We start from the raw sequence: 20,022 nt of genomic DNA, 5'->3' as shown, positions 1-20,022 counted from the left end.
CCGCGGGGTGCGGGCGGGGCGGGCCGGGGCCGGCGGCAGCTGGCCCTTGAGCGGGCCCCATTCGTTCGGGTCGGGGACGCCCGGCGGGAGCATCGTCCGGCGCTTGGGCCCGCCGTGCTCCGATTCGCCCGGCTCCTTGGCGCCCGGCCATGCCTTGGCGACGCGGGCCGCGAGGACGAAGTCCTTGCGCAGCGGATGGCCCTCGAACTCGTCGGGGAGCAGCAGCGGCACCAGGTGCGGGTGGCCGGTGAAGTCGATGCCGAACATCTCGTGGGTCTCGCGCTCGTGCCAGCCGGCGCCCGCGAAGACGTCGATAGCAGTCGGCAGCACGGCCGCCGAGTGCGGGACGGTGGTGCGGACGAGCAGCCGCCGCACCATGCGGCCGTCGGCCGCGGCACGGGGCAGCGACACGAGGTGCGCGCAGACCCGGAAGCCCGCGGCGGCCTCGTCGACGGCGCTCAGCCAGTCGAAGTAGGTGCAGCCGAGCTTGTCCCTGGCGATCTCCAGCGCGGCGATCCACGAGCCGACCGGAACGTCCACGGTCAGCAGACCGAACGCCTCCACGGCCGTGGCCTCGGCCCCGAAGATCTCGGCCGCGGCACCGGGCAGCCACCCGACGGCCGGCTCGGCGGGAACCAGCGCGACGGCCGGCGGTTCGGCCGCGGCCGGCTCGACGGCGGCCGGAGCAGTGTCTGAACTCGCGCCGGGTTCAGCGCTCGGCGCCGTGCCCGGCTCGACACCCGGCGACGGCGGCCGTTCAGCACCGGTTTCAGCGTCTGGAGTCGTGCCCGGCTCCGACGCCGCCTCGGCGTCCCGCTCTGCCGCCGGCACGGCGCCCGGCTCTGCCTCCGGCGCACCCGGTTCCGGGGTCGTCATCGCTGGTCCTCCCCCGGCGTCGGCGGTGCGGCGATCAGCTTGCTGCTCAGGGCCGCCACGGACGGGCGGGCCACCGGGCCGTCGGCGTACCGGTCGGCGAGGGACTCGCGGGCGATCTTCTCCTGGAGCTTGAGGATCCCCTGGAGCAGCGCCTCGGGCCGCGGCGGGCAGCCGGGCACGTAGACGTCGACGGGGATGATCTGGTCGACGCCCTTGGTGACGGAGTAGGAGTCCCAGTACGGGCCGCCGCAGTTGGAGCAGGCGCCGAAGGAGATGACGTACTTCGGCTCGGGCATCTGCTCGTAGAGCCGCCGCACGGCCGGCGCCATCTTGTCCGTGACGGTGCCGGAGACGATCATCAGGTCGGCCTGCCGGGGGCCGGGGGCGAACGGGATGACGCCGAGCCGGATGAAGTCGTGCCGGGCCATCGACGCCGCGATGAACTCGATCGCACAGCAGGCGAGTCCGAAGTTGAAGACCCACAGGCTGTAGCGGCGGCCCCAGTTCAGGATCACCTTCATCGGTTCCGGCGCGAGCCGGGCGAGCGTGCCCAGCCGGCGCGGTTCCGGCAGGTACTGGACCTCGCTCCCGTCCGGACCGGAAGCACCGGAAGCACCGGAGGCACCGGAGGCACCGGAAGCACCGGAGGCACCGGGACCGGACGTCGCGGGAGTCACGGGGGTCACGTCCATTCGAGGACGCCCTTCTTCCAGGCGTAGAGCAGGCCGACGGCCAGGAAGCCGATGAAGACGAACATCTCCACCAGCGTGGTCGCGCCGAATCCGGGTGCGGCGAAGACCGTCGCCCAGGGGAACAGGAAGATCGTGTCCACCGCGAAGATGACGTAGAGGAAGGAGTACACGTAGTAGCGGATCTGGGTGTGCGCCCAGCCCTCGCCGACGGGGTCGACCCCGCACTCGTACGTGAGCATCTTTTCCTGTGTCGGCACGACCGGCCGCAAAAGCCGCCCGGCGCCGAAGGCCACGGCCACGAAGAGCACCCCGACCACCGCGACCAGACCGACGACCGAGTAGCCGTGGAAGTAGTCCACGTCCGTCCGCCCCTCGTTCCCTCGTTGTCCAGCGATCCCAGTGGATCTTTAGACGATCTATACGGAGGGAGTCTAGGCCCTGACTTGAGCGCGGGAAGCGGCCGTGCAGGCGTCAGGGGGGTTAACCCCACCTTGTCCCGCCCTATGAACCCCATGGCGCTCCGGCCGCCCCTACCGGCAGGCTGGGAGCATGAGCCCGAGTCCTGCTGTCCCGACCTCCGCCGAACCCGCCCCGCTGCCGCCACCGCGGCTCGCGTACGGCGCGGTGACCTGGAAGGAAGTCGGGTATCTGCTGCTGAACCTGCCGATCGTGATCATCGGCTTCGTCTTCGTCGTGACGATGCTGGCGATCGGTATCGGGCTGTCGGTCACGGTGATCGGACTGCCCCTGCTCGCGGGCGGGCTCGTCGGCTGCCGGCTGCTCGGCAAACTCGAGCGGGCGCGCGCCCGGGAGCTGCTGGGTGTGGTGATCGACGATCCCCGGCCGATGCGGCCGAGCACCTTCGGCTTCCTGCCGTGGCTGTGGGCGACGCTCAAGGACCCGGTCGCCTGGCGGCACGCGCTGTACTTCGCCATCCGGCTGCCCTGGGGCATCCTCACCTTCACCGTCACCTTCGCCTCGCTCTTCGTCGCCTGGCCCGCGCTCGGCTTCATCGCGCGCGGGCTGACCACCGTGGACCGGGTGATGGTGCGGGGGCTGCTGCAGCCGTCGGACGAGCTGGAGCGGCGGATCGCCGAGCTGGAGTCGGACCGGGGGGTGGTCGTGGACCACGCGGCGGCCGATCTGCGGCGGATCGAGCGCGATCTGCACGACGGGGCGCAAGCCCGGCTCGTCGCGCTGGCGATGGACCTCGGGCTGGCCAAGGAGAAGCTGCTGGAGGACCCGGAGGCGGCGGCCAAGATGGTGGGCGAGGCGCACGGCGAGGTGAAGATCGCCCTCCAGGAGCTGCGTGATCTGGCCCGCGGCATCCATCCGGCGATCCTCACCGACCGCGGTCTGAACGCCGCGCTGTCGTCGGTCGCCGCGCGCTGCACGGTGCCGGTCCAGGTCGGTGTCGACCTGGACGCCCGGCCCGCGGCGGCGATCGAGGGCATCGCGTACTTCACCGTGTCCGAGCTGCTGCAGAACATCAGCAAGCACAGCGGCGCGCGCACCGCCAGTGTCGACCTGTGGCGTTCGCAGGAGCGGCTGATGATCCAGGTCAGGGACGACGGGAACGGCGGCGCCGGCACCACCGGCGGTACGGGCCTTGCCGGGCTGACCGAGCGGCTCGACTCCGTCGACGGCCTGCTCGTCGTGGACTCCCCCGTCGGCGGCCCGACGACCATCACCGCCGAACTCCCCTGGCGCGACCGCGAGCAGACACCGCCCCGGACCGGGTCCGCACGCCAGGGCCACCTCGCGGGGTAGGGATATCCCCCTCCCGAACACGCCGATCCGCACCATGGGCGGGGAGGCGCCGTTCGACCAGGCTGTATGTCATAAGGGAGCAGAAACCAGAGGACGGACGGAACCATGGCCTACGATTTTTCGCCGGCAACGCGCGAGCACCGCGTCCCAGCGGTGCTTCGCGCGCCGTTCGAGGCGAGGACCTGGCGTGAGTTGGCATACCTGCTGCTGAACCTGCCCATGGGCATCTTCAGCTTCGTCTACGTCGTGACGATGCTCTCGGTCGGTGCGGGCCTCCTCATCACCTTCCTCGGCCTGCCGGTCCTGGCCGCGGGCCTCGCGGGCTGCCGGGGCATCGGCATCATCGAGCGGGCCCGGGCGCGCGCGCTGCTGCGTCACGACGTGCCGGAGCCGGGCCCGGTCCGCGCCGCCAAGGGCGGCTTCATGGGGTGGCTGGGCGCCCAGCTCAAGAGCGGCGTCTCCTGGCGGCACGCCCTCTACTGCTTCCTGCACTTCCCGTGGGCGGTCTTCAGCTTCTGCGTGTCGATCTCGTTCTTCTTCTACGGCTGGGGCTTCCTGACCTACCCGCTGTGGCGGTGGATCTTCCCCGTCTACCTCGGCCAGGCGGGGCTGCAGTTGGACGGCGACGACAACGGTGGCGGCTGGTACCTGCACACCGCCGGCGACATGGTGCTCACCTCCAGCGTGGGCCTGGTCCTCGTCATCGCCGCCCCGTGGATGTTCCGCGGCATGGCGCACGTCGACCGGCTGATGGTGTCGGGGCTGCTCGGCCCGTCGAAGCTGGCCACCCGGGTCACCGAGCTGGAGTCCGACCGCGGGGTCGTCGTGGACCACGCGGCGGCCGATCTGCGGCGCATCGAGCGCGATCTGCACGACGGCGCGCAGGCCCGGCTCGTCGCGCTGGCGATGGACCTCGGCCTGGCCAAGGAGAAGCTGCTGGAGGACCCGCAGGCCGCGGCCGTCATGGTCGGCGAGGCACACGGCGAGGTGAAGATCGCCCTCCAGGAGCTGCGCGACCTGGCCCGCGGCATCCACCCCGCGATCCTCACCGACCGCGGTCTCGGCCCGGCCCTGTCGGCGGTCGCCACGCGCTGCACGGTGCCGGTGAGCGTGACCGTGGACCTGCCGGCCCGCCCGGTGCCCGCGATCGAGGGCATCGCGTACTTCACGGTCTCCGAGCTGCTGCAGAACATCAGCAAGCACAGCGGGGCCTCGAAGGCCCAGGTCGACATCTGGCGGTCGGCGGACCGGATGATGCTGTACGTCTCCGACAACGGCGTCGGCGGTGCCGACACCGCGGCCGGTTCGGGGCTGGCGGGGCTGATGGAGCGGCTCGACGCCGTCGACGGTGTGCTGGCCGTCGACTCCCCGCCCGGCGGCCCGACGCGCATCACCGCCGAGCTCCCCTGGCGGGTGTGACACCCGCCGGGACCCCCGGCAGCGGCCGGGCCACCCCCGGTCGTACCCGCCACCCCTGGGACTCCCCGGATTCCGCGCGGCCTCCGCCCGCTGAATCCGCCCCCACCCCATGCCCCTCATCGCCGGCCGGTCCCGGAAATCCGGGACCGGCCGGCGATTAGGGGCGGCAGGCTCCCCATCCCGGGTCCCGATACTGGAATGCTGGGGTGGTCACATCGAATGTGGGGGGCTGGAAAACGTGGGAGACAGGGTGCGGGTCGTCATCGCCGAGGATTCGGTACTGCTTCGGGAGGGCCTGACCCGGCTGCTGACCGACCGGGGTCACGATGTCGTCGCGGGAGTGGGCGACGCCGTGGCACTGATCAAGGTCATCGGAGAGATGGCGGACGAGGGCAATCTCCCCGATGTGGTGGTGGCGGACGTCAGGATGCCGCCCACCCATACGGACGAAGGTGTGCGGGCCGCCGTTCAGCTGCGCCGGGAGCATCCCGGGGTGGGTGTGCTGGTGCTGTCGCAGTACGTCGAGGAGCAGTACGCGACGGAGCTGCTGGCCGGCAGCAGCCGCGGCGTCGGCTATCTGCTCAAGGACCGGGTGGCGGAGGTCCGTGAATTCGTGGACGCCGTGGTCCGGGTGGCCCAGGGCGGTACCGCGCTGGACCCCGAGGTCGTGGCGCAGCTGCTGGGCCGGAGCCGGAAGCAGGACGTTCTGGCGGGGCTCACTCCGCGCGAGCGCGAGGTGCTGGGCCTGATGGCCGAGGGCCGGACCAACTCCGCGGTGGCCGCTCAGCTGGTGGTGAGCGACGGCGCGGTGGAGAAGCACGTGAGCAATATCTTCCTGAAACTGGGGCTGGCACCGAGTGGCGGGGATCACCGCCGGGTGCTGGCCGTACTCACCTATCTCAATTCATGATCATCTGACAAAGTGTCAGATGCTGGCAGGGTGCGCCCCGCATTCGGCGCGGCGCACCACACACCGGTACGGAGCAGCACGCACCGGCATTGAGTCCCGCTCATGCGCGCGGTCGTAGAACTGAAGCAGCACGCGACAGCGTCTTACGAGTGAGGGCTTCGGGGGGCGATGGAACCGTGGCACAACGCGGCACACAGGAAGCTCAGCGCGACGTTCCGGATGCGGTCAAACCCCAGGAAGGTGACCCTTACCCCCGTACCATGTGGGTGGGATCAACGGTCATGACCGTGTCCGTGAGCCGCCGCCTCGAAGGAGGTCCGATTCAGTGACCAGCCAGGTCAGCAGCCCAGCCGTAGGACAGCCGCTGCTCGGTGAACAGCGCAAACCGGCCAAGGAGGTCCAGCGGCTGGACCGGGTGATCATCCGGTTCGCCGGGGACTCGGGTGACGGAATGCAGCTCACGGGTGACCGGTTCACCTCGGAAACGGCGTCGTTCGGGAACGACCTTTCCACGCTGCCCAACTTCCCCGCCGAGATCCGGGCACCCGCGGGAACCCTGCCGGGTGTGTCCAGTTTCCAGCTCCACTTCGCCGACCACGACATCCTCACGCCCGGCGACGCGCCCAACGTGCTCGTCGCGATGAACCCGGCCGCGCTGAAGGCGAACATCGCCGATCTGCCGCGCGGCGCGGAGATCATCGTCAACACGGACGAGTTCACCAAGCGGGCGATGGCGAAGGTCGGTTACGCGGCCAGCCCGCTGGAGGACGGCTCGCTGGAGGCGTACGCGATCCACCCGGTGCCGCTGACGAGCCTGACCGTGGAGGCCCTGAAGGACTCGGGGCTGGCGCGCAAGGACGCGGAGCGCGCGAAGAACATGTTCGCGCTGGGCCTGCTGTCGTGGATGTACCACCGGCCGACCGAGGGAACCGAGAAGTTCCTGCGGAAGAAGTTCGCGACGAAGCCCGACATCGCCGAGGCGAACGTCGCGGCGTTCCGGGCCGGCTGGAACTTCGGGGAGACCACCGAGGACTTCGCGGTCTCCTACGAGATCGCCCCGGCCTCCGCCGCCTTCCCGGCCGGCACCTACCGCAACATCTCGGGGAACCTGGCGCTGTCGTACGGCCTGGTCGCCGCGAGCAAGCAGGCCGACCTGCCGCTGTACCTGGGCTCGTACCCGATCACCCCGGCCTCCGACATCCTGCACGAGCTGTCGAAGCACAAGAACTTCGGTGTGCGGACGTTCCAGGCCGAGGACGAGATCGCGGCCATCGGCGCCGCGCTGGGCGCCGCGTTCGGCGGGGCGCTGGCCGTCACCACCACCTCGGGGCCCGGTGTGGCGCTGAAGTCGGAGACCATCGGGCTGGCGGTGTCGCTGGAACTGCCGCTGCTGGTGGTGGCGATCCAGCGCGGCGGCCCGTCGACCGGGCTGCCGACCAAGACCGAGCAGGCCGACCTGCTGCAGGCGATGTACGGGCGCAACGGCGAGGCGCCGGTGCCGATCGTGGCCCCGGCCACCGCCGCCGACTGCTTCGACGCCGCCATCGAGGCGGCCCGGATCGCGCTCACCTACCGCACCCCGGTGTTCCTGCTGTCCGACGGCTACCTGGCCAACGGCAGCGAGCCGTGGCGGATCCCCGACATCGACGAACTGCCGGACCTGCGGGTGCAGTTCGCCACCGGCCCGAACCACACGCTGGACAACGGCGACGAGGCGTTCTGGCCGTACAAGCGCGACCCGCAGACGCTGGCCCGCCCCTGGGCGGTGCCCGGCACCCCCGGTCTCGAACACCGGATCGGCGGCATCGAGAAGCAGGACGGCACGGGCAACATCTCCTACGACCCGGCCAACCACGACTTCATGGTCCGCACCCGCCAGGCGAAGATCGACGGCATCGACGTACCGGACCTGGAGGTCGACGACCCGAGCGTCGTCGACGGACAGCCGCACGCCCGCACCCTGGTGATCGGCTGGGGCTCGACGTACGGTCCGATCACCGCCGCGGTACGGCGGATCCGGGCCGGCGGCGGCCAGGTCGCGCAGGCCCATCTGCGCCACCTCAACCCGTTCCCGAGGAATCTCGGAGAGGTTCTGAAGCGTTACGACAAGGTGGTGGTCCCCGAGATGAACCTCGGCCAGCTCGCCCACCTGCTGCGGGCGAAGTACCTGGTGGACGCCCGCTCGTACAACCAGGTCACCGGCCTCCCGTTCAAGGCCGAACAGCTCGCTCACGCCATCATGGAGGAGGGCGCAGATGTCTGAGGCAACCATCGCCGACCACCCCACGCCGGGGCTTCCGGCCCTGTCGTTGGTCCCCAAGTCCGACACCAAGCAGTCGATGAAGGACTTCAAGACGGACCAGGAGGTGCGCTGGTGCCCCGGCTGCGGTGATTACGCGGTCCTGGCCGCCGTCCAGTCCTTCATGCCCGAGCTGGGACTCGCCCGCGAGAACGTCGTCTTCGTCTCCGGCATCGGCTGCTCGTCGCGCTTCCCGTACTACATGAACACCTACGGGATGCACTCCATCCACGGCCGCGCCCCGGCCATCGCCACCGGACTCGCCTCCTCCCGGCGGGACTTGAGCGTCTGGGTGGTCACCGGCGACGGGGACGCGCTGTCCATCGGGGGCAACCACCTCATCCACGCGCTGCGCCGGAACGTCAACCTCAAGATCCTGCTGTTCAACAACCGGATCTACGGCCTGACGAAGGGTCAGTACTCGCCCACCTCCGAGGTCGGCAAGATCACCAAGTCGACCCCGATGGGCTCGCTGGACGCGCCGTTCAACCCGGTCTCGCTCGCCATCGGCGCCGAGGCCAGCTTCGTGGCGCGCACCATCGACTCCGACCGCAAGCACCTGCAGTCGGTGCTGCGCGAGGCCGCCGCCCATCCGGGCACCGCGCTGGTGGAGATCTACCAGAACTGCAACATCTTCAACGACGGCGCCTTCGACGCGCTCAAGGACCAGCAGACGGCGCAGGACACCCTGATCCGGCTGGAGCACGGGCAACCGATCCGGTTCGGCGCGCCGGCCGAGGACGGTCTGGGCTCCAAGGGCGTCATCAGAGATGCGGCCACCGGCGAACTCAAGGTGATCGACGTGACCGTGGAAGGGACGGCAGGGGTGCTCGTCCACGACTCCCACGCCGCGTCGCCCACCACCGCCTTCGCCCTGTCCCGCCTCGCCGACCCGGACACGCTGCACCACACCCCCATCGGGGTGCTGCGCAGCGTCGAACGGCCGGTCTACGACGCCGACATGTCGGACCAGCTGGAACGCGCCGTCGAGGAGAAGGGCAAGGGCGACCTCGCCGCACTGCTCGCCGGCCAGGACACCTGGACGGTCGTCGGCTGACGACCGGCACACCACCGCACAGCGGCACATCGCCACACCGGCACATCGACGGAGCGGTCCACGCGGATGCCCGCCCGGGGAGTTCGACAACTCCCCCGGCGGGCATCGCCGTTCAGCGATCCGGTGCGTTCAGCGGTCCGGTGCGTTCAGCGGTCGTTCGCGGTCCGGTTCGTCGGCGTCCTTTCGCGGTCCGGTCCGTTCAGCGCGCGGCGTCGTACGTCGCGCGCGCCTCGAACACGTCCGGCAGTGAGCCGCCGATCCAGCAGGCGAGCTCCCAGACGCGCCGCGCGGCGCCCTCACCGAGCGGGGTGAGGGAGTACTCGACGCGCGGCGGGATCACCGGGTACGCCTCGCGGTGCACGAACCCGTCCCGCTCCAGCGCCTGGAGCGTCTGGGCGAGCATCTTCTCGCTCACCCCGCCGACCTGCCGGCGCAGGGCGCTGAACCGGTGCGTCCCGTCGATCAGCGCGGCGAGGACGAGCACGCCCCAGCGGCTGGTGACGTGCTCCAGGACCACCCGCGAGGGGCAGTCCGCCGAGAAGACGTCGGGAACGTCCCGTGGGGGCCCACTGGTGACCAGCTGCTCCAGTGCACTGGGCTCGATACTTACGCTCATACCAGTACCTTACCTCAAAGTTGGTACTTACGATTGGTTAGTGCAGGTCCTAGGGTGAGTGCATCAGCCGGTCCGGCACAGTCACCGGCCACGTCGTTACTACAGGGAGCACTCACCATGAGCATCGTTGTCACCGGAGCCACCGGACAGCTCGGCCGCCTCGTCATCGACGAGCTGCTGGAGCGCGTGCCCGCCGACCGCATCGCCGCCGTGGTGCGCGACGCGGACAAGGCCGCCGACCTCGCCGCCCGCGGCGTGGAGCTGCGGATCGCCGACTACAGCAGCCCGGAGACGCTCAAGGCCGCCTTCCACCCCGGTGACACGGTGCTGCTGATCTCCAGCAACGATCTGCACGGCCGGGTGGCGCAGCACACCGCGGTGATCGACGCCGCCAAGGAGGCCGGGGTGGCCCGGCTCGCCTACACCGGCATACTCGGCGGGCCCGAGGCGGACTTCCTGCTCGCCTCCGCCCACCGTGAGACGGAGCAGCTGATCCTCGCGTCCGGGCTGCCGTACACGTTCCTGCGCAACGGCTGGTACACCGAGAACTACACGAGCCGGCTCGACACGGTGCTGGAGCACGGCGCCGTCGTCGGCAGCGCCCGCGAGGGCCGGGTCGCCAGCGCGGCCCGCCAGGACTACGCCGCCGCGGCCGCTGTCGTGCTGGCCGGGGACGGTCACGAGAACACCGCCTACGAGCTGAGCGGCGACACCGCCTGGACGCTGGGCGAGTACGCCGCCGAAGTGGCGAAGCACTCCGGCAAGGAGGTCGTCTACACCGACCTGCCCACCGAGGACTTCCGCGCGCTGCTGACCGGCACGGGCATGCCCGCGGACTTCGCCGAGATCTTCGCCGACGTGGACGACGCGATCGCGCGCGGCCGGCTCGCCATCGCCACCGGCGACCTGGCCCGGCTGATCGGCCGCCCGACCACCCCGTTCACGGTGACGCTCGCCGAGGCACTGAAGGTCTGACCCGCCCGCCGGCCCTACCGCTCCGACCTGCGGATCCTGGGCCGGCATCTGTTAAGCCCCACCTGTCATGACCGTTAAGCAAGACGGCCATGACAGGTGGGGCTCGACGGCGCTACCTTCGAGCATTGGCATCTGCCCGAGGAGCATCCGTTGTCGCCACCAGTGAACGAGCACCGCGCGGGCCTTGCGTACGGATTCGGCGCCTACGGGCTCTGGGGCACCTTCCCGCTCTTCTGGCCGCTCCTCGAGCCCGCCGGAGCGCTGGAGATCCTCGCCCACCGGATGGTCTGGTCGCTCGCCGTCGTCGCGGTGATCCTGCTGGTCATGCGCCGCTGGGCCTGGATACCCGAGCTGCTGCGGCAGCCCAAACGGCTCGGCCTGCTCGCGGTCGCCGCCACCGTGGTCTCCGTCAACTGGGGCCTGTACATCTGGGGCGTCAACTCCGGCCATGTCGTCGAGACCTCGCTCGGCTACTTCATCAACCCGCTGGTCACCATCGCCATCGGCGTCCTGGTGCTGCGCGAACGGCTGCGGCCGCTGCAGTGGACCGCGGTCGGCATCGGCGTCGCCGCCGTCCTCGTCCTGGCCATCGGGTACGGGCGGCTGCCGTGGATCGCCCTCACCCTAGCCTTCTCGTTCGCCACCTACGGCTTCATCAAGAAGAAGGTCGGCATGGGCGGGCTGGAGTCGCTGGCCGCCGAGACCTCCGTGCAGTTCCTGCCCGCGCTCGGCTATCTGATCATCCTCGGCGCCCAGGGCAACGCCACTTTCACCGGCGAGGGCCCCGGCCACGCCGCTCTTCTCATGGCCTGCGGCCTCGTCACCGCCGGCCCCCTCATCGCCTTCGGCGCCGCCGCCATCCGCCTCCCGCTCAGCACCATCGGGCTGCTGCAGTACCTCGCTCCGGTCTTCCAGTTCCTCCTCGGGCTGGTCTACTTCCACGAGGCCATGCCCCCCGAGCGCTGGGCCGGGTTCGCCCTCGTCTGGGGTGCCCTCGCCCTCCTCACCTGGGACGCCCTGCACAACGCCCACCGCACCCGCACCGCGGCCCGCGACGCCGCGACGGCGATGGCCGCGAAGGCAACAGCCCCGGCGTAAGCCGCCCTGCGCCCCCGGAAATCCGCTGGCCCGGGCCGGGACGCGATGCCAAGGTTGGGGGCATGATGCGCAGCTTCGAGGAACTGGTGGCCGAGGCCGAGACCGTGTCCGTCGACGGCTGGGACTTCTCCTGGCTCGACGGGCGGGCGAGCGAGGAACGGCCCTCCTGGGGCTACGCGCGGGCCATGGGCGAGCGGATGGCACGGGCCACCGCGGCCCTGGACATCCAGACCGGGGGCGGAGAAGTGCTCGCCGGGGTGCCGCGGCTTCCGGCGCTGACCGTCGCCACGGAGTCCTGGCCGCCGAACGTCGCCAAGGCCACCGCGCTGCTGCATCCGCTCGGGGCGGTCGTCGTCGCCGACGAGGACGAGCCGCCGCTGCCGTTCGGCGACGCGGCGTTCGACCTGGTGGTGAGCCGCCATCCGGTGACCACGTGGTGGACCGAGATCGCGCGGGTACTGCGGCCCGGCGGAACGTACTTCTCGCAGCAGGTAGGCCCCGCGAGCGTGTTCGAGCTCGTCGAGTACTTCCTGGGCCCGCTGCCCGCCGAGGTAAAGCGCGGGCGGCATCCGGACGACGCCCGGACCGCGGCCGAGGCCGCCGGGCTGGAGGTCCTCGATCTGCGGATGGAGACGCTGCGCACCGAGTTCCACGACATCGGCGCGGTGATCTACTTCCTCCGGAAGGTCATCTGGATGGTCCCGGGCTTCACCGTCGAGCAGTACCGGACCGAGCTGAAGGCCCTGGACGAACAGATCCGGACGGACGGTTCATTCGTCGCTCATACCACTCGTTTCCTCATCGAAGCACGCAAAAGCTCCTGACGCCGACGCATCCACGCCTGGGGGCAGTTCGGCGAGGGCGACCCGCTCCAAGCGCGGTTGCTGCGCTACCCGCTCATGACGGACTCGCTGGAGACGTACGCGCACCTCGCCCGCTGCGGCTACCGCCATGAGCCGATGCAGCAACTGCTCCGGCACGTCACCGGATTGCGGTCGGTGCGCAACGTGGAGCACCATCCAAACCGCGCCCTCGCCGTCGCCAACGCGGTGCGCGTCGCCGGCCTCGAAGGCACCGGACGGGCGGGCGACCGGGAGGAGTTGATCCGCGCCACCTGGCTCGGGAACACTCCGGAACCCTGGCTCATCGACTGGATGACCGGCTACAGCATGACGCACACGGTCTTCCATGCGACCGACCGGGGCCGCCGGCCGGAGGACCTCCCGGACGACATCGGCGACTATCTCGCCGCGTGGCTCCCGGCCTGGATCGACATCTGGGCCGAGGTCGGCGAGTGGGACCTGATGGGCGAGGAGATGATCGTCTGCAGCTGTCCGAAGGAGCCGTACCTCGATCCGGGGACCTGGGAGCTGATGGCCGGCATCCAGCACGAGGACGGCCTGGCGCCACGCGACACGTCCGCCGTCTCCGACGACCCCGACGACGGGTTCGCGGACCAGCAGCACACGGCGGTCGTCGCCGCGATCGCCGGCACCCTGGCGCTCTCCCGCACCCTCGACGGCGGTTCCGGCGGCGGTTCTCCCGAGGCCGACGGCACTCCGGCCCGGCCGTGACGCGATGGCGATACACCGCTCCCGCCATGAACAGCACGTTCATCCAGCGCGCGTACGACGCGCTGCGCTCGCTGGCGGCCCGGCGAACCCGCTGACGCTTCCCACCGGATTCCGGCACCTTCGGCGTGCTGAGCCAGTTGAGTGGCCATCAACCGGATACCGTCGTCAGCGACATGGCGATTGGTTACAAATGTCTGGTACATCCCACTAGCATGTGAAGGAATGGATGCGCCTCCCGGGCGATTGATCACTACCTGTCCAGTCCGCCGACTCCGGGTCGCCACGAAGACCACCGCAACTCAGCGGCAGGGTCACGTTCAGCGGCCCGCAGATGACAGCATCTGCGGGCCGCAGCCCAACGCCTCACCCCTTCCCGCCTCGTTCCGTCCCCGCGCCGACCCATCTCGACCGGCCTCGACGCGCTACGACCGAACGGCCTTGACGAGAATTACATGCGCGTGCAATAAATGCGTATGCACACTCAGCGGACGTTCCTCTTCCTTCTCGGCAGCCCTCGCGCGGACGGCAACACCGAGCTCCTGGCGCGGCACGCCGCAGAGCAACTGCCCCCCGGCGCCGAGCAGCAGTGGCTGCGGCTGACGGATCTGCCGCTGTCGGACTTCGAGGATCTGCGCCACGAGGGCGACGGCCGCTACCCCGCGCCCACCGGCCACGGCAAGGTCCTGCTGGACGCCACCCTCGGCGCGACCGACCTCGTGATCGCCTCGCCGCTCTACTGGTACAGCGTCTCGACCGCCACCAAGCGCTATCTCGACCACTGGTCGGGGTGGATGCGCGTACCGGGCGTGGACTTCAAGCCCCGGATGGCCGGACGGAAGCTCTGGGGCATCACGGCCCTGGCGGGGCAGGACCCCGCCGACGCCGACGCCCTCGCGGGCACGCTGGAGAAGACGGCGAACTACCTGAGGATGGAGTGGGGCGGCGTGCTGACGGGCAACGGCAGCGAGCCCGGCGACGTACTGAAGGACACCGCGGCGCTCGGCCGGGCGAAGGAGTTCTTCGCGGAATGACGGTGCTTCGGCGGGAAGCGGATGCCGCACGGGGCGGCCCGCTTCACGCGCCGAGGTTCACGCGCCGAGGTTCACGCGCTGATGTCCCGCGAGGTGAACCGCGCCCACGCGGCGGAGCCGAACACCGCCGCGTACAGCGCCTGCAGACCGAGATTCTTGACGATGTCGTCCCAGTAGACCGGGGCCCGCAGGACATCCGCGAAGCTCAGCCAGTAGTGCGGGAAGAGATACGGCTGGACGACGTGCAGCTGCGGGATCGTGTCCACGATCTGCACGGTGATCACCAGGCCCACCGTCGCCGCCATCGCGCCGATACCGCTGTTGGTGAGGGTCGAGATGAACAGCCCGATCGCGGCGACGCCCACCAGCGAGGCCGCGACCAGCGCCGCGATCATCAGGGCGCGCACCAGGCCGTCGGAGAACGAGATGGTCGTGCCCGACAGCAGCGTCACGTCCCCCAGCGGGAAGAGCGCCGCGCCGACCGCCAGTGCCGCACCCGCCACGACCAGCGTCGCCACCGCGCAGAAGGCGGCCACGGCGGTGAACTTGGCGAGCAGCAGCCGGGTCCGGCCGGCGGGGGCCACCAGCAGATAGCGCAGCGTGCCGGAGTTCGCCTCGCCGGCGACGGAGTCACCGGCGATCACGCCGACCGCCATCGGGAGGAAGACCGGGAGGGTCGCGGCGAGCGAGGCGAAGCTCAGGAACAGGCCGTTGTTGCTGACCTGCGAGATGAACGCAGGACCGGCGCCGTCTCCCCCGCCGCCGCCTCTGCCGGCCGAACCGCCGTTGCGGGTCTCGATCTTCACCGCGATACCGACCAGCAGCGGCACGGCGGCGAGCACCGCCAGCAGCGCCACGGTCCGCCAGCGGCGGAAGACGATCGTCAGCTCGCTGCGGAACAGCCCCAGCGACCAGAGGGCGCTGCTCAGCGGACGGACGACGGGGACCGTTCCGGCCTCAGCCCGCGACATCGAAGCCCTCCCCGGTCAGCGCCACGAACGCGTCCTCCAGCGAGGCCCGTTCGACCCCGAAGCCGCGGACCCGCACCCCGGCGGCCACCAGGGCCGCGTTGAGGTCCGCGAGGTCCAGCGGTCCGGCCGGTGCCGCCGCTTCGGACGGCGCTGACGGATCGGACGGATCGGGGGCGTCCGGCGGGTCGGGCGGCAGCTCGCCGGTGACCTTGTCGTCCAGGACGATCAGATCCGTCACGCCGTGCTCCTTGAGAATCCGTACCGCGTCCGCCGGATCGGGGGTCGTCACGGCGAGCCGGCCGCGCGTGCCGGCCGCCAGTTCCGCGACGGTCCCCTGGGTGATGAGCCGCCCGCGGGCCATGACGGCGACGTGCGAGCACACCTGCTCGATCTCGTCGAGCAGATGCGAGGAGAGGAACACGGTCGTGCCGTCGGCCGCCAACTCCCTGATCAGGGACCGGATCTCGCGCATTCCCTGCGGGTCGAGACCGTTCGTCGGCTCGTCCAGCACCAGCAGCTCGCGCGGTTGCAGCAGCGCGGACGCGAGGCCGAGCCGCTGCTTCATGCCGAGCGAGTACGCCCGCGCCTTCTTGCCCGCGGCGGCCGCCAGGCCGACCCGGTCGAGCGCGTCCCCGACCCGCGCGGTGCGCGTGCGGGGGTCCGCCGTGGGATCGGCGGAGTCGTACCGCACCAGGTTGTCGCGGCCGGACAGAAAGCCGTAGAGCGCCGGTCCCTCGATCAGCGCGCCGACCTTCGGCAGCACCGTGCGCCCGGCGCGCGGCATCGGGCGGCCCAGCACCGCGGCCGTCCCGGCCGTCGGCTCGATCAGGCCCATCAGCATCCGGATGGTGGTCGTCTTGCCCGAGCCGTTGGGCCCGAGAAAGCCGAAGACGCTGCCGCGCGGCACCGTGAGGTCCAGGCCGTCCACGGCGAGCGTCCCCCGGTACTGCTTCGTCAGACCACGGGTCTCGATCACGGCCTCGGCATCGGCCGCGGTCCCGGGCCTCCCGGTCCCGGCCCCGGCGGACGGCTCTTCCATCGCACTTCCTCTGCAGGAGGACAAGAGCCCGCCCGGCCGGTGACACGGCCGGGCGGACGAAGGGGCTTACTTGGCAGCCGCGTTGGCGGCCTTGAGCAGAGCGTCCTGGTTGACGGCACCGACGTACACGGTGCCGTTGTCGGTGATCAGGGCGTTGACGAGCCGGGTGGAGAAGACCGTGCCGGAACCGAACTTTCCGGTGACGTGCTTGCCGAAGCTGTCGATCAGCCCCTGCACGTTCTTGTCGTTCCGGCCGCGCCCGGACTGCGATCCGGAGTCGGACCCGGGCAGGGCGCCCTTGGGCGCCTTGATCTCGGCGACCGCATTCCAGTCCGCGCCCAGGACGTTCAGGCCTTCGAGGGCGGACGCGCCGTCCTTGCCCGCCCGCTTGTCGTTCAGCGCGGCCCCGTCGGCCTTGTCCTCCGTCACCTTGGCGCCCTTGGGCGGGGTGAACTGGAAGGTGCCGGCCTCGGGCTTGCCGAAGTCCACCTTGGTGAAGCCGATGTCGATCGCGGCCTTGCCACCGGTCTTCGGCGTCAGCGTGAACTTCAGCGGCACCCCGGTCGACGCGTCCACCGCGACACGGATCGTGCCGACCGTGGAGTCGCCGCCCTTGGGCTGGACGAGAAGCTGGTAGGCGTTGCGCCCGGCGACCTTCGCCGTGCCGTCGACGGAGACGGACGTGTTGGGGCCCGCCGCCTTGAGCGCCTGCTGGGCCGCGGCCTGCGGGGTGCTCGGGAAGTCGTCGGGCAGCTGCTTGGCGTGATCGGTGCCGGCCTTGCCCGCGGACTTCGGCAGCGTCGAGTGGTACGCCTGGTTGGACGAACTGTCGTACGCCCAGACCTGGTCGCCGTTGTGGATGACGCTGTACTCGGCGGCCTTCTCGATGATCGAGACGCGCTGCTTGTCCGGTCCGTCGGCCGCGATGTGCAGCGTGTGGCTGCCGGCCAGCAGCTGGGTGAGCTGCGCCTTGGGGTCGGCGGCGGAACCGCTGCCCTTGCGGCCCTTGCCGCTGTCGTCCCCGCCCGCACCGCCGAAGGGGCTGCCGCCGCCGGTGGCGCCGCCGAGGAAGGACGGCAGTCCGAGGTCTGTGGTGATCTTGACCGAGCCCGAGACCGTCTGGGTGTCGGACGCGGCTATCTTCGTCAGCAACTGCTCTGCCGTGATCTTCGGCAGATCGGGGTTACCGGAGTCGGCGAGAGCCGGGACGAGGCTGATGGTCGCCGCCGCCACCCCCGCCACCGCGACAGGGACCGCGTACCGCATCGCCTTGCGGCGACCTGGACCTCTGCCCTCTCCCCCGGTGCCTCCGGTGTCTCCCGCTTCCGGGACCTGCGTCGGTTGGATCCGTGCCATTGCGTTCCTACCTCCGTCGTCAGCGGCGGCCACGATGCCGTGCACTCGTCCACCTCTCGGGTCCATTGTCACCCGATCCGCCCCTGAGGTGGTGATACCAATCCCACCAAACCGGAAGCCCCAGCACATCAGCCGCCGGGAGCAACCCTGTGTACGCCCCCGGGATGACGAACCCCGAGGGCGTACACGGGTCGGTGGAACGCCCGGAGGTACCGGAGAGCCCGGCGGGGGCCCCGTTCGGAGGCATTCGCACCCGTTCAGCCGGGTTCGGCCGGCCCTCCGGCGCCCAGGAGCTCAGGGGCAACCCTCACTTGCCGATGAAGAGGTAGTCGGCGCGGTAGTCCACCCCGACCCTGGGGGTCTTGTACGGGTCGCAGCTGCCGGCCGGGGCCACGCCGCCGGCCGTGTTGAGCCGCAGGATCTCCTGGGTGCCGGCGAGCACCCCGTCCCGCTTGCCGGACTGGGTGGCCCGCAGGTCCAGCTCGGGGATGTTGCCCTGGCCGTTCGGCGTCCTGGTCAGGACCGCGCCGGTGACCGCGCTGCCGTCGGGGGCGATCCACTGCGGCGGACCGGCCGCGGGCCGCACGAAGGAGTGTTCGATACCGGCGCCGAGGTGCGCCTTCACGTTGTCCTGGGTGAACGCGTACCCGCCACCCGGCTGCTTGGTGCACGCGTAGATCTGCTGGCCCTTGACCACGGAAGCCTGCAGGTCGGAGAGCGCCTTGGAGAAGTCGATCGACGAGCTGAGCGCGTGCAGCTGGCCGCGGACCGCACCTCCCGGGAACTCGGCGGTGTGCAGATTGGCGTAGAAGCCGCCCGGGTTCGTCCGCAGGTCGGAGAGGAGCTTCGCGTCGTCGACGGTGACCGAGCCGGTCACCGAGTAGACGCTGCCGGGCAGCTTCTCGGCGAAGAACGGGATCTTCACACCGCCGTTGCTACCGGCGGCGCCCTGATGGATGTGCGCGGCGGTGGGCGGGGCGATGCCCTTCCACTTCATGGCGAACGAGACCTGGTTGCCCTGGATCTTCAGGAACTCCACGGCCTTGCCGTCCTTGTCGCCGACCGCGGGGCCGTTCGCCACCGGCACCTCGTTGGCACCGGTCAGACTCGCCACGAAGTAGACGGCCTTGCCGCGGTCGGCACCGCCGCTGCTCCCGCCGCTGCCGCTCTGCGTGCTGATGCTGTCGTCGCCCCATCCGGCCGACCCGGGCAGCGCCATCGACGCCATGGAGCTCATGTCGTGGCCCGCGTTCCCGTTCCCGGCCGCGTTGCCGTCCGCGGAGGCGGGCAGCACGGCCAGCGAGACGCCGCCCGCGACCGCGGCGGCGGTGACGGCGAGCGCGATCGCGGTGCGACGGTTCCCGATGCGGTTCCTGATGCCGTTCATGAAAAGTCCTCCCCTGTGGCCGGTGCCCCACGCCCCGGCGTCTCAGGGGTTCATACGCGCCCTCCGGCGGCCGTCGCTCAACGCGGAAGTGCGGTGAGAATCACGGCTCCGGCGTTGAGTCGGACGGGAGCCGTTTGCGTATACCGCACAATCACCGGGCCAGGATGGGTTGTTGAGCGAATCTCCCAAAACTTTTTTCGCGGATCGTTGAGTGGGCGGGCGCGGCCGCTGCGTATGGATGGAGGCGAACGTCGCACCATCCACGCACTGCCACCAGGGGGAACCGCCATGTCCAAGTCCATTCGCACCAGCCGTATCCGTCTCTTCGCCGCTTCCGGAATCGCGGTTCTCGCGCTCGCCGTCACCGCCTGCGGCCCGACGGACTCCGACGCGTCGGGTTCGCAGGACCAGCCCTCGACGCCGCCGGCCACCTCGCAGCCGGGCTCGCAGCAGCCCGCGGGCAAGCCCGCAGCGCAGCGGCCCGCGCCCACCGGCGCCCTGATCGCCGCGAAGACCCCGTCCTTCGCCGCGATGGTCACCGACGACCAGGGCCGCACGCTCTACCGCTTCGACAAGGACACCGCGCACCCGTCGGCGTCGAACTGCTCGGGCGACTGCGCCGTGAAGTGGCCGCCGGCCCTCGCCAAGGACAGCGTGACCGTGACCGGCATCGACAAGAGCCTGGTCTCCACCGTCACCCGCGCCGACGGCAGCAAGCAGCTCACCCTCGGCGGCTGGCCGCTCTACCGCTTCGCCAAGGACACCAAGGCCGGCGACACCCTCGGTCAGGGGGTCGGCGGGACGTGGTTCGTGAGCAGCCCGCAGGGCAAGAAGGCGGCGAGCAGCGCCGGCATGAGCACCGGCGGCGACACCTCCGGATACTGATCCGGATACTCATCCGCTGTTGATCAATCCCCAGACGGTCTCGACCTGGAGGATCGGGTGCGGAAGG

At 70.6% G+C, this 20,022-nt stretch carries 19 protein-coding genes; 11 read left to right on the top strand and 8 right to left on the bottom strand.

The features are described from left to right. The 3 genes from G3I60_RS23360 to G3I60_RS23350 all read right to left on the bottom strand — a co-directional run. Positions 1 to 876 (bottom strand): NADH-quinone oxidoreductase subunit C (locus G3I60_RS23360; RefSeq protein WP_239070139.1); only part of this gene is annotated, 876 nt, incomplete at its 3' end. After that, positions 873 to 1,568 (bottom strand): NADH-quinone oxidoreductase subunit B, encoded by a 696-nt coding sequence (locus G3I60_RS23355; protein ID WP_239070136.1) that lies wholly within the window; start codon positions 1,566 to 1,568, stop codon positions 873 to 875. The genes G3I60_RS23355 and G3I60_RS23360, both read right to left, overlap by 4 nt. Further along, positions 1,559 to 1,927 carry an NADH-quinone oxidoreductase subunit A gene (locus G3I60_RS23350; RefSeq protein ID WP_138359465.1) on the bottom strand — a complete coding sequence of 123 codons (369 nt, stop codon included), beginning with the start codon at positions 1,925 to 1,927 and terminating at the stop codon, positions 1,559 to 1,561. Before G3I60_RS23350 ends, G3I60_RS23355 begins: the two co-directional genes overlap by 10 nt. 190 nt (positions 1,928 to 2,117) lie before the next feature. On the opposite strand from G3I60_RS23350, the gene G3I60_RS23345 reads away from it, so the two are divergent. From G3I60_RS23345 to G3I60_RS23325, 5 genes are all read left to right on the top strand, one after another. After that, complete coding sequence (locus G3I60_RS23345) at positions 2,118 to 3,338, top strand: sensor histidine kinase (protein ID WP_164296599.1); 1,221 nt, start codon at positions 2,118 to 2,120, stop codon at positions 3,336 to 3,338. 105 nt (positions 3,339 to 3,443) lie between these two features. Beyond that, positions 3,444 to 4,757 (top strand): sensor histidine kinase, encoded by a 1,314-nt coding sequence (locus tag G3I60_RS23340; RefSeq protein WP_164296596.1) that lies wholly within the window; start codon positions 3,444 to 3,446, stop codon positions 4,755 to 4,757. A gap of 250 nt (positions 4,758 to 5,007) precedes the next feature. Then, positions 5,008 to 5,667, top strand: coding sequence for a response regulator transcription factor (locus tag G3I60_RS23335; protein ID WP_275946681.1), 660 nt, complete (start codon positions 5,008 to 5,010; stop codon positions 5,665 to 5,667). Positions 5,668 to 5,992: 325 nt separating this feature from the next. Further along, positions 5,993 to 7,930 carry a 2-oxoacid:acceptor oxidoreductase subunit alpha gene (locus G3I60_RS23330; protein WP_164296594.1) on the top strand — a complete coding sequence of 646 codons (1,938 nt, stop codon included), beginning with the start codon at positions 5,993 to 5,995 and terminating at the stop codon, positions 7,928 to 7,930. Beyond that, positions 7,923 to 9,023, top strand: coding sequence for a 2-oxoacid:ferredoxin oxidoreductase subunit beta (locus G3I60_RS23325; RefSeq protein WP_164296592.1), 1,101 nt, complete (start codon positions 7,923 to 7,925; stop codon positions 9,021 to 9,023). The genes G3I60_RS23330 and G3I60_RS23325 overlap by 8 nt, the downstream gene beginning before the upstream one ends. A 199-nt stretch (positions 9,024 to 9,222) precedes the next feature. Here G3I60_RS23325 and G3I60_RS23320 read toward each other — a convergent pair whose 3' ends face one another. Further along, positions 9,223 to 9,639 carry a helix-turn-helix domain-containing protein gene (locus tag G3I60_RS23320; RefSeq protein WP_164296590.1) on the bottom strand — a complete coding sequence of 139 codons (417 nt, stop codon included), beginning with the start codon at positions 9,637 to 9,639 and terminating at the stop codon, positions 9,223 to 9,225. 117 nt (positions 9,640 to 9,756) lie between these two features. Between G3I60_RS23320 and G3I60_RS23315 the strand changes: the two genes are divergently transcribed. The 5 genes from G3I60_RS23315 to G3I60_RS23295 all read left to right on the top strand — a co-directional run bounded on the left by G3I60_RS23315 (position 9,757) and on the right by G3I60_RS23295 (position 14,317). Continuing rightward, positions 9,757 to 10,614 (top strand): SDR family oxidoreductase, encoded by an 858-nt coding sequence (locus G3I60_RS23315; RefSeq protein WP_164296588.1) that lies wholly within the window; start codon positions 9,757 to 9,759, stop codon positions 10,612 to 10,614. Between the two features lie 150 nt (positions 10,615 to 10,764). Next, positions 10,765 to 11,712, top strand: a complete 948-nt coding sequence (rarD, locus tag G3I60_RS23310) for an EamA family transporter RarD (protein ID WP_203673587.1) — start codon at positions 10,765 to 10,767, stop codon at positions 11,710 to 11,712. Positions 11,713 to 11,774: 62 nt separating this feature from the next. Then, positions 11,775 to 12,536 carry a class I SAM-dependent methyltransferase gene (locus G3I60_RS23305; RefSeq protein WP_164296586.1) on the top strand — a complete coding sequence of 254 codons (762 nt, stop codon included), beginning with the start codon at positions 11,775 to 11,777 and terminating at the stop codon, positions 12,534 to 12,536. A gap of 75 nt (positions 12,537 to 12,611) precedes the next feature. Further along, complete coding sequence (locus G3I60_RS23300; protein ID WP_164296583.1) at positions 12,612 to 13,286, top strand: hypothetical protein; 675 nt, start codon at positions 12,612 to 12,614, stop codon at positions 13,284 to 13,286. 473 nt (positions 13,287 to 13,759) lie between these two features. Continuing rightward, the gene (locus tag G3I60_RS23295) at positions 13,760 to 14,317 is read left to right on the top strand and encodes a flavodoxin family protein (protein ID WP_138357543.1); all 558 of its coding nucleotides are present in this window, start codon (positions 13,760 to 13,762) and stop codon (positions 14,315 to 14,317) included. Positions 14,318 to 14,388: 71 nt separating this feature from the next. Here G3I60_RS23295 and G3I60_RS23290 read toward each other — a convergent pair whose 3' ends face one another. The 4 genes from G3I60_RS23290 to G3I60_RS23275 form a co-directional block, all read right to left on the bottom strand. Next, positions 14,389 to 15,288, bottom strand: coding sequence for an ABC transporter permease (locus tag G3I60_RS23290; protein WP_164296581.1), 900 nt, complete (start codon positions 15,286 to 15,288; stop codon positions 14,389 to 14,391). Then, positions 15,275 to 16,327: an ABC transporter ATP-binding protein gene (locus G3I60_RS23285; protein ID WP_164296579.1), complete on the bottom strand. Its 1,053-nt coding sequence runs from the start codon at positions 16,325 to 16,327 to the stop codon at positions 15,275 to 15,277. Before G3I60_RS23285 ends, G3I60_RS23290 begins: the two co-directional genes overlap by 14 nt. Positions 16,328 to 16,393: 66 nt before the next feature. After that, a complete protein-coding gene (locus tag G3I60_RS23280) occupies positions 16,394 to 17,683 on the bottom strand; it encodes a DUF2092 domain-containing protein (RefSeq protein WP_164296577.1) in 1,290 nt (429 codons plus the stop codon). Between the two features lie 307 nt (positions 17,684 to 17,990). Continuing rightward, entirely contained in the window at positions 17,991 to 19,070 is a 1,080-nt protein-coding gene (locus tag G3I60_RS23275; protein WP_164296575.1) for a CHRD domain-containing protein, read from the bottom strand. A gap of 288 nt (positions 19,071 to 19,358) precedes the next feature. On the opposite strand from G3I60_RS23275, the gene G3I60_RS23270 reads away from it, so the two are divergent. After that, the gene (locus tag G3I60_RS23270) at positions 19,359 to 19,955 is read left to right on the top strand and encodes a hypothetical protein (protein ID WP_164296573.1); all 597 of its coding nucleotides are present in this window, start codon (positions 19,359 to 19,361) and stop codon (positions 19,953 to 19,955) included. Positions 19,956 to 20,022 lie beyond the last annotated feature (67 nt).

Origin of the sequence: Streptomyces sp. SID13666, from assembly GCF_010548325.1 — a bacterium.
Lineage (GTDB): Bacteria > Actinomycetota > Actinomycetes > Streptomycetales > Streptomycetaceae > Actinacidiphila > Actinacidiphila fildesensis.
This window is presented reverse-complemented; position numbering and strand designations above follow the sequence as displayed.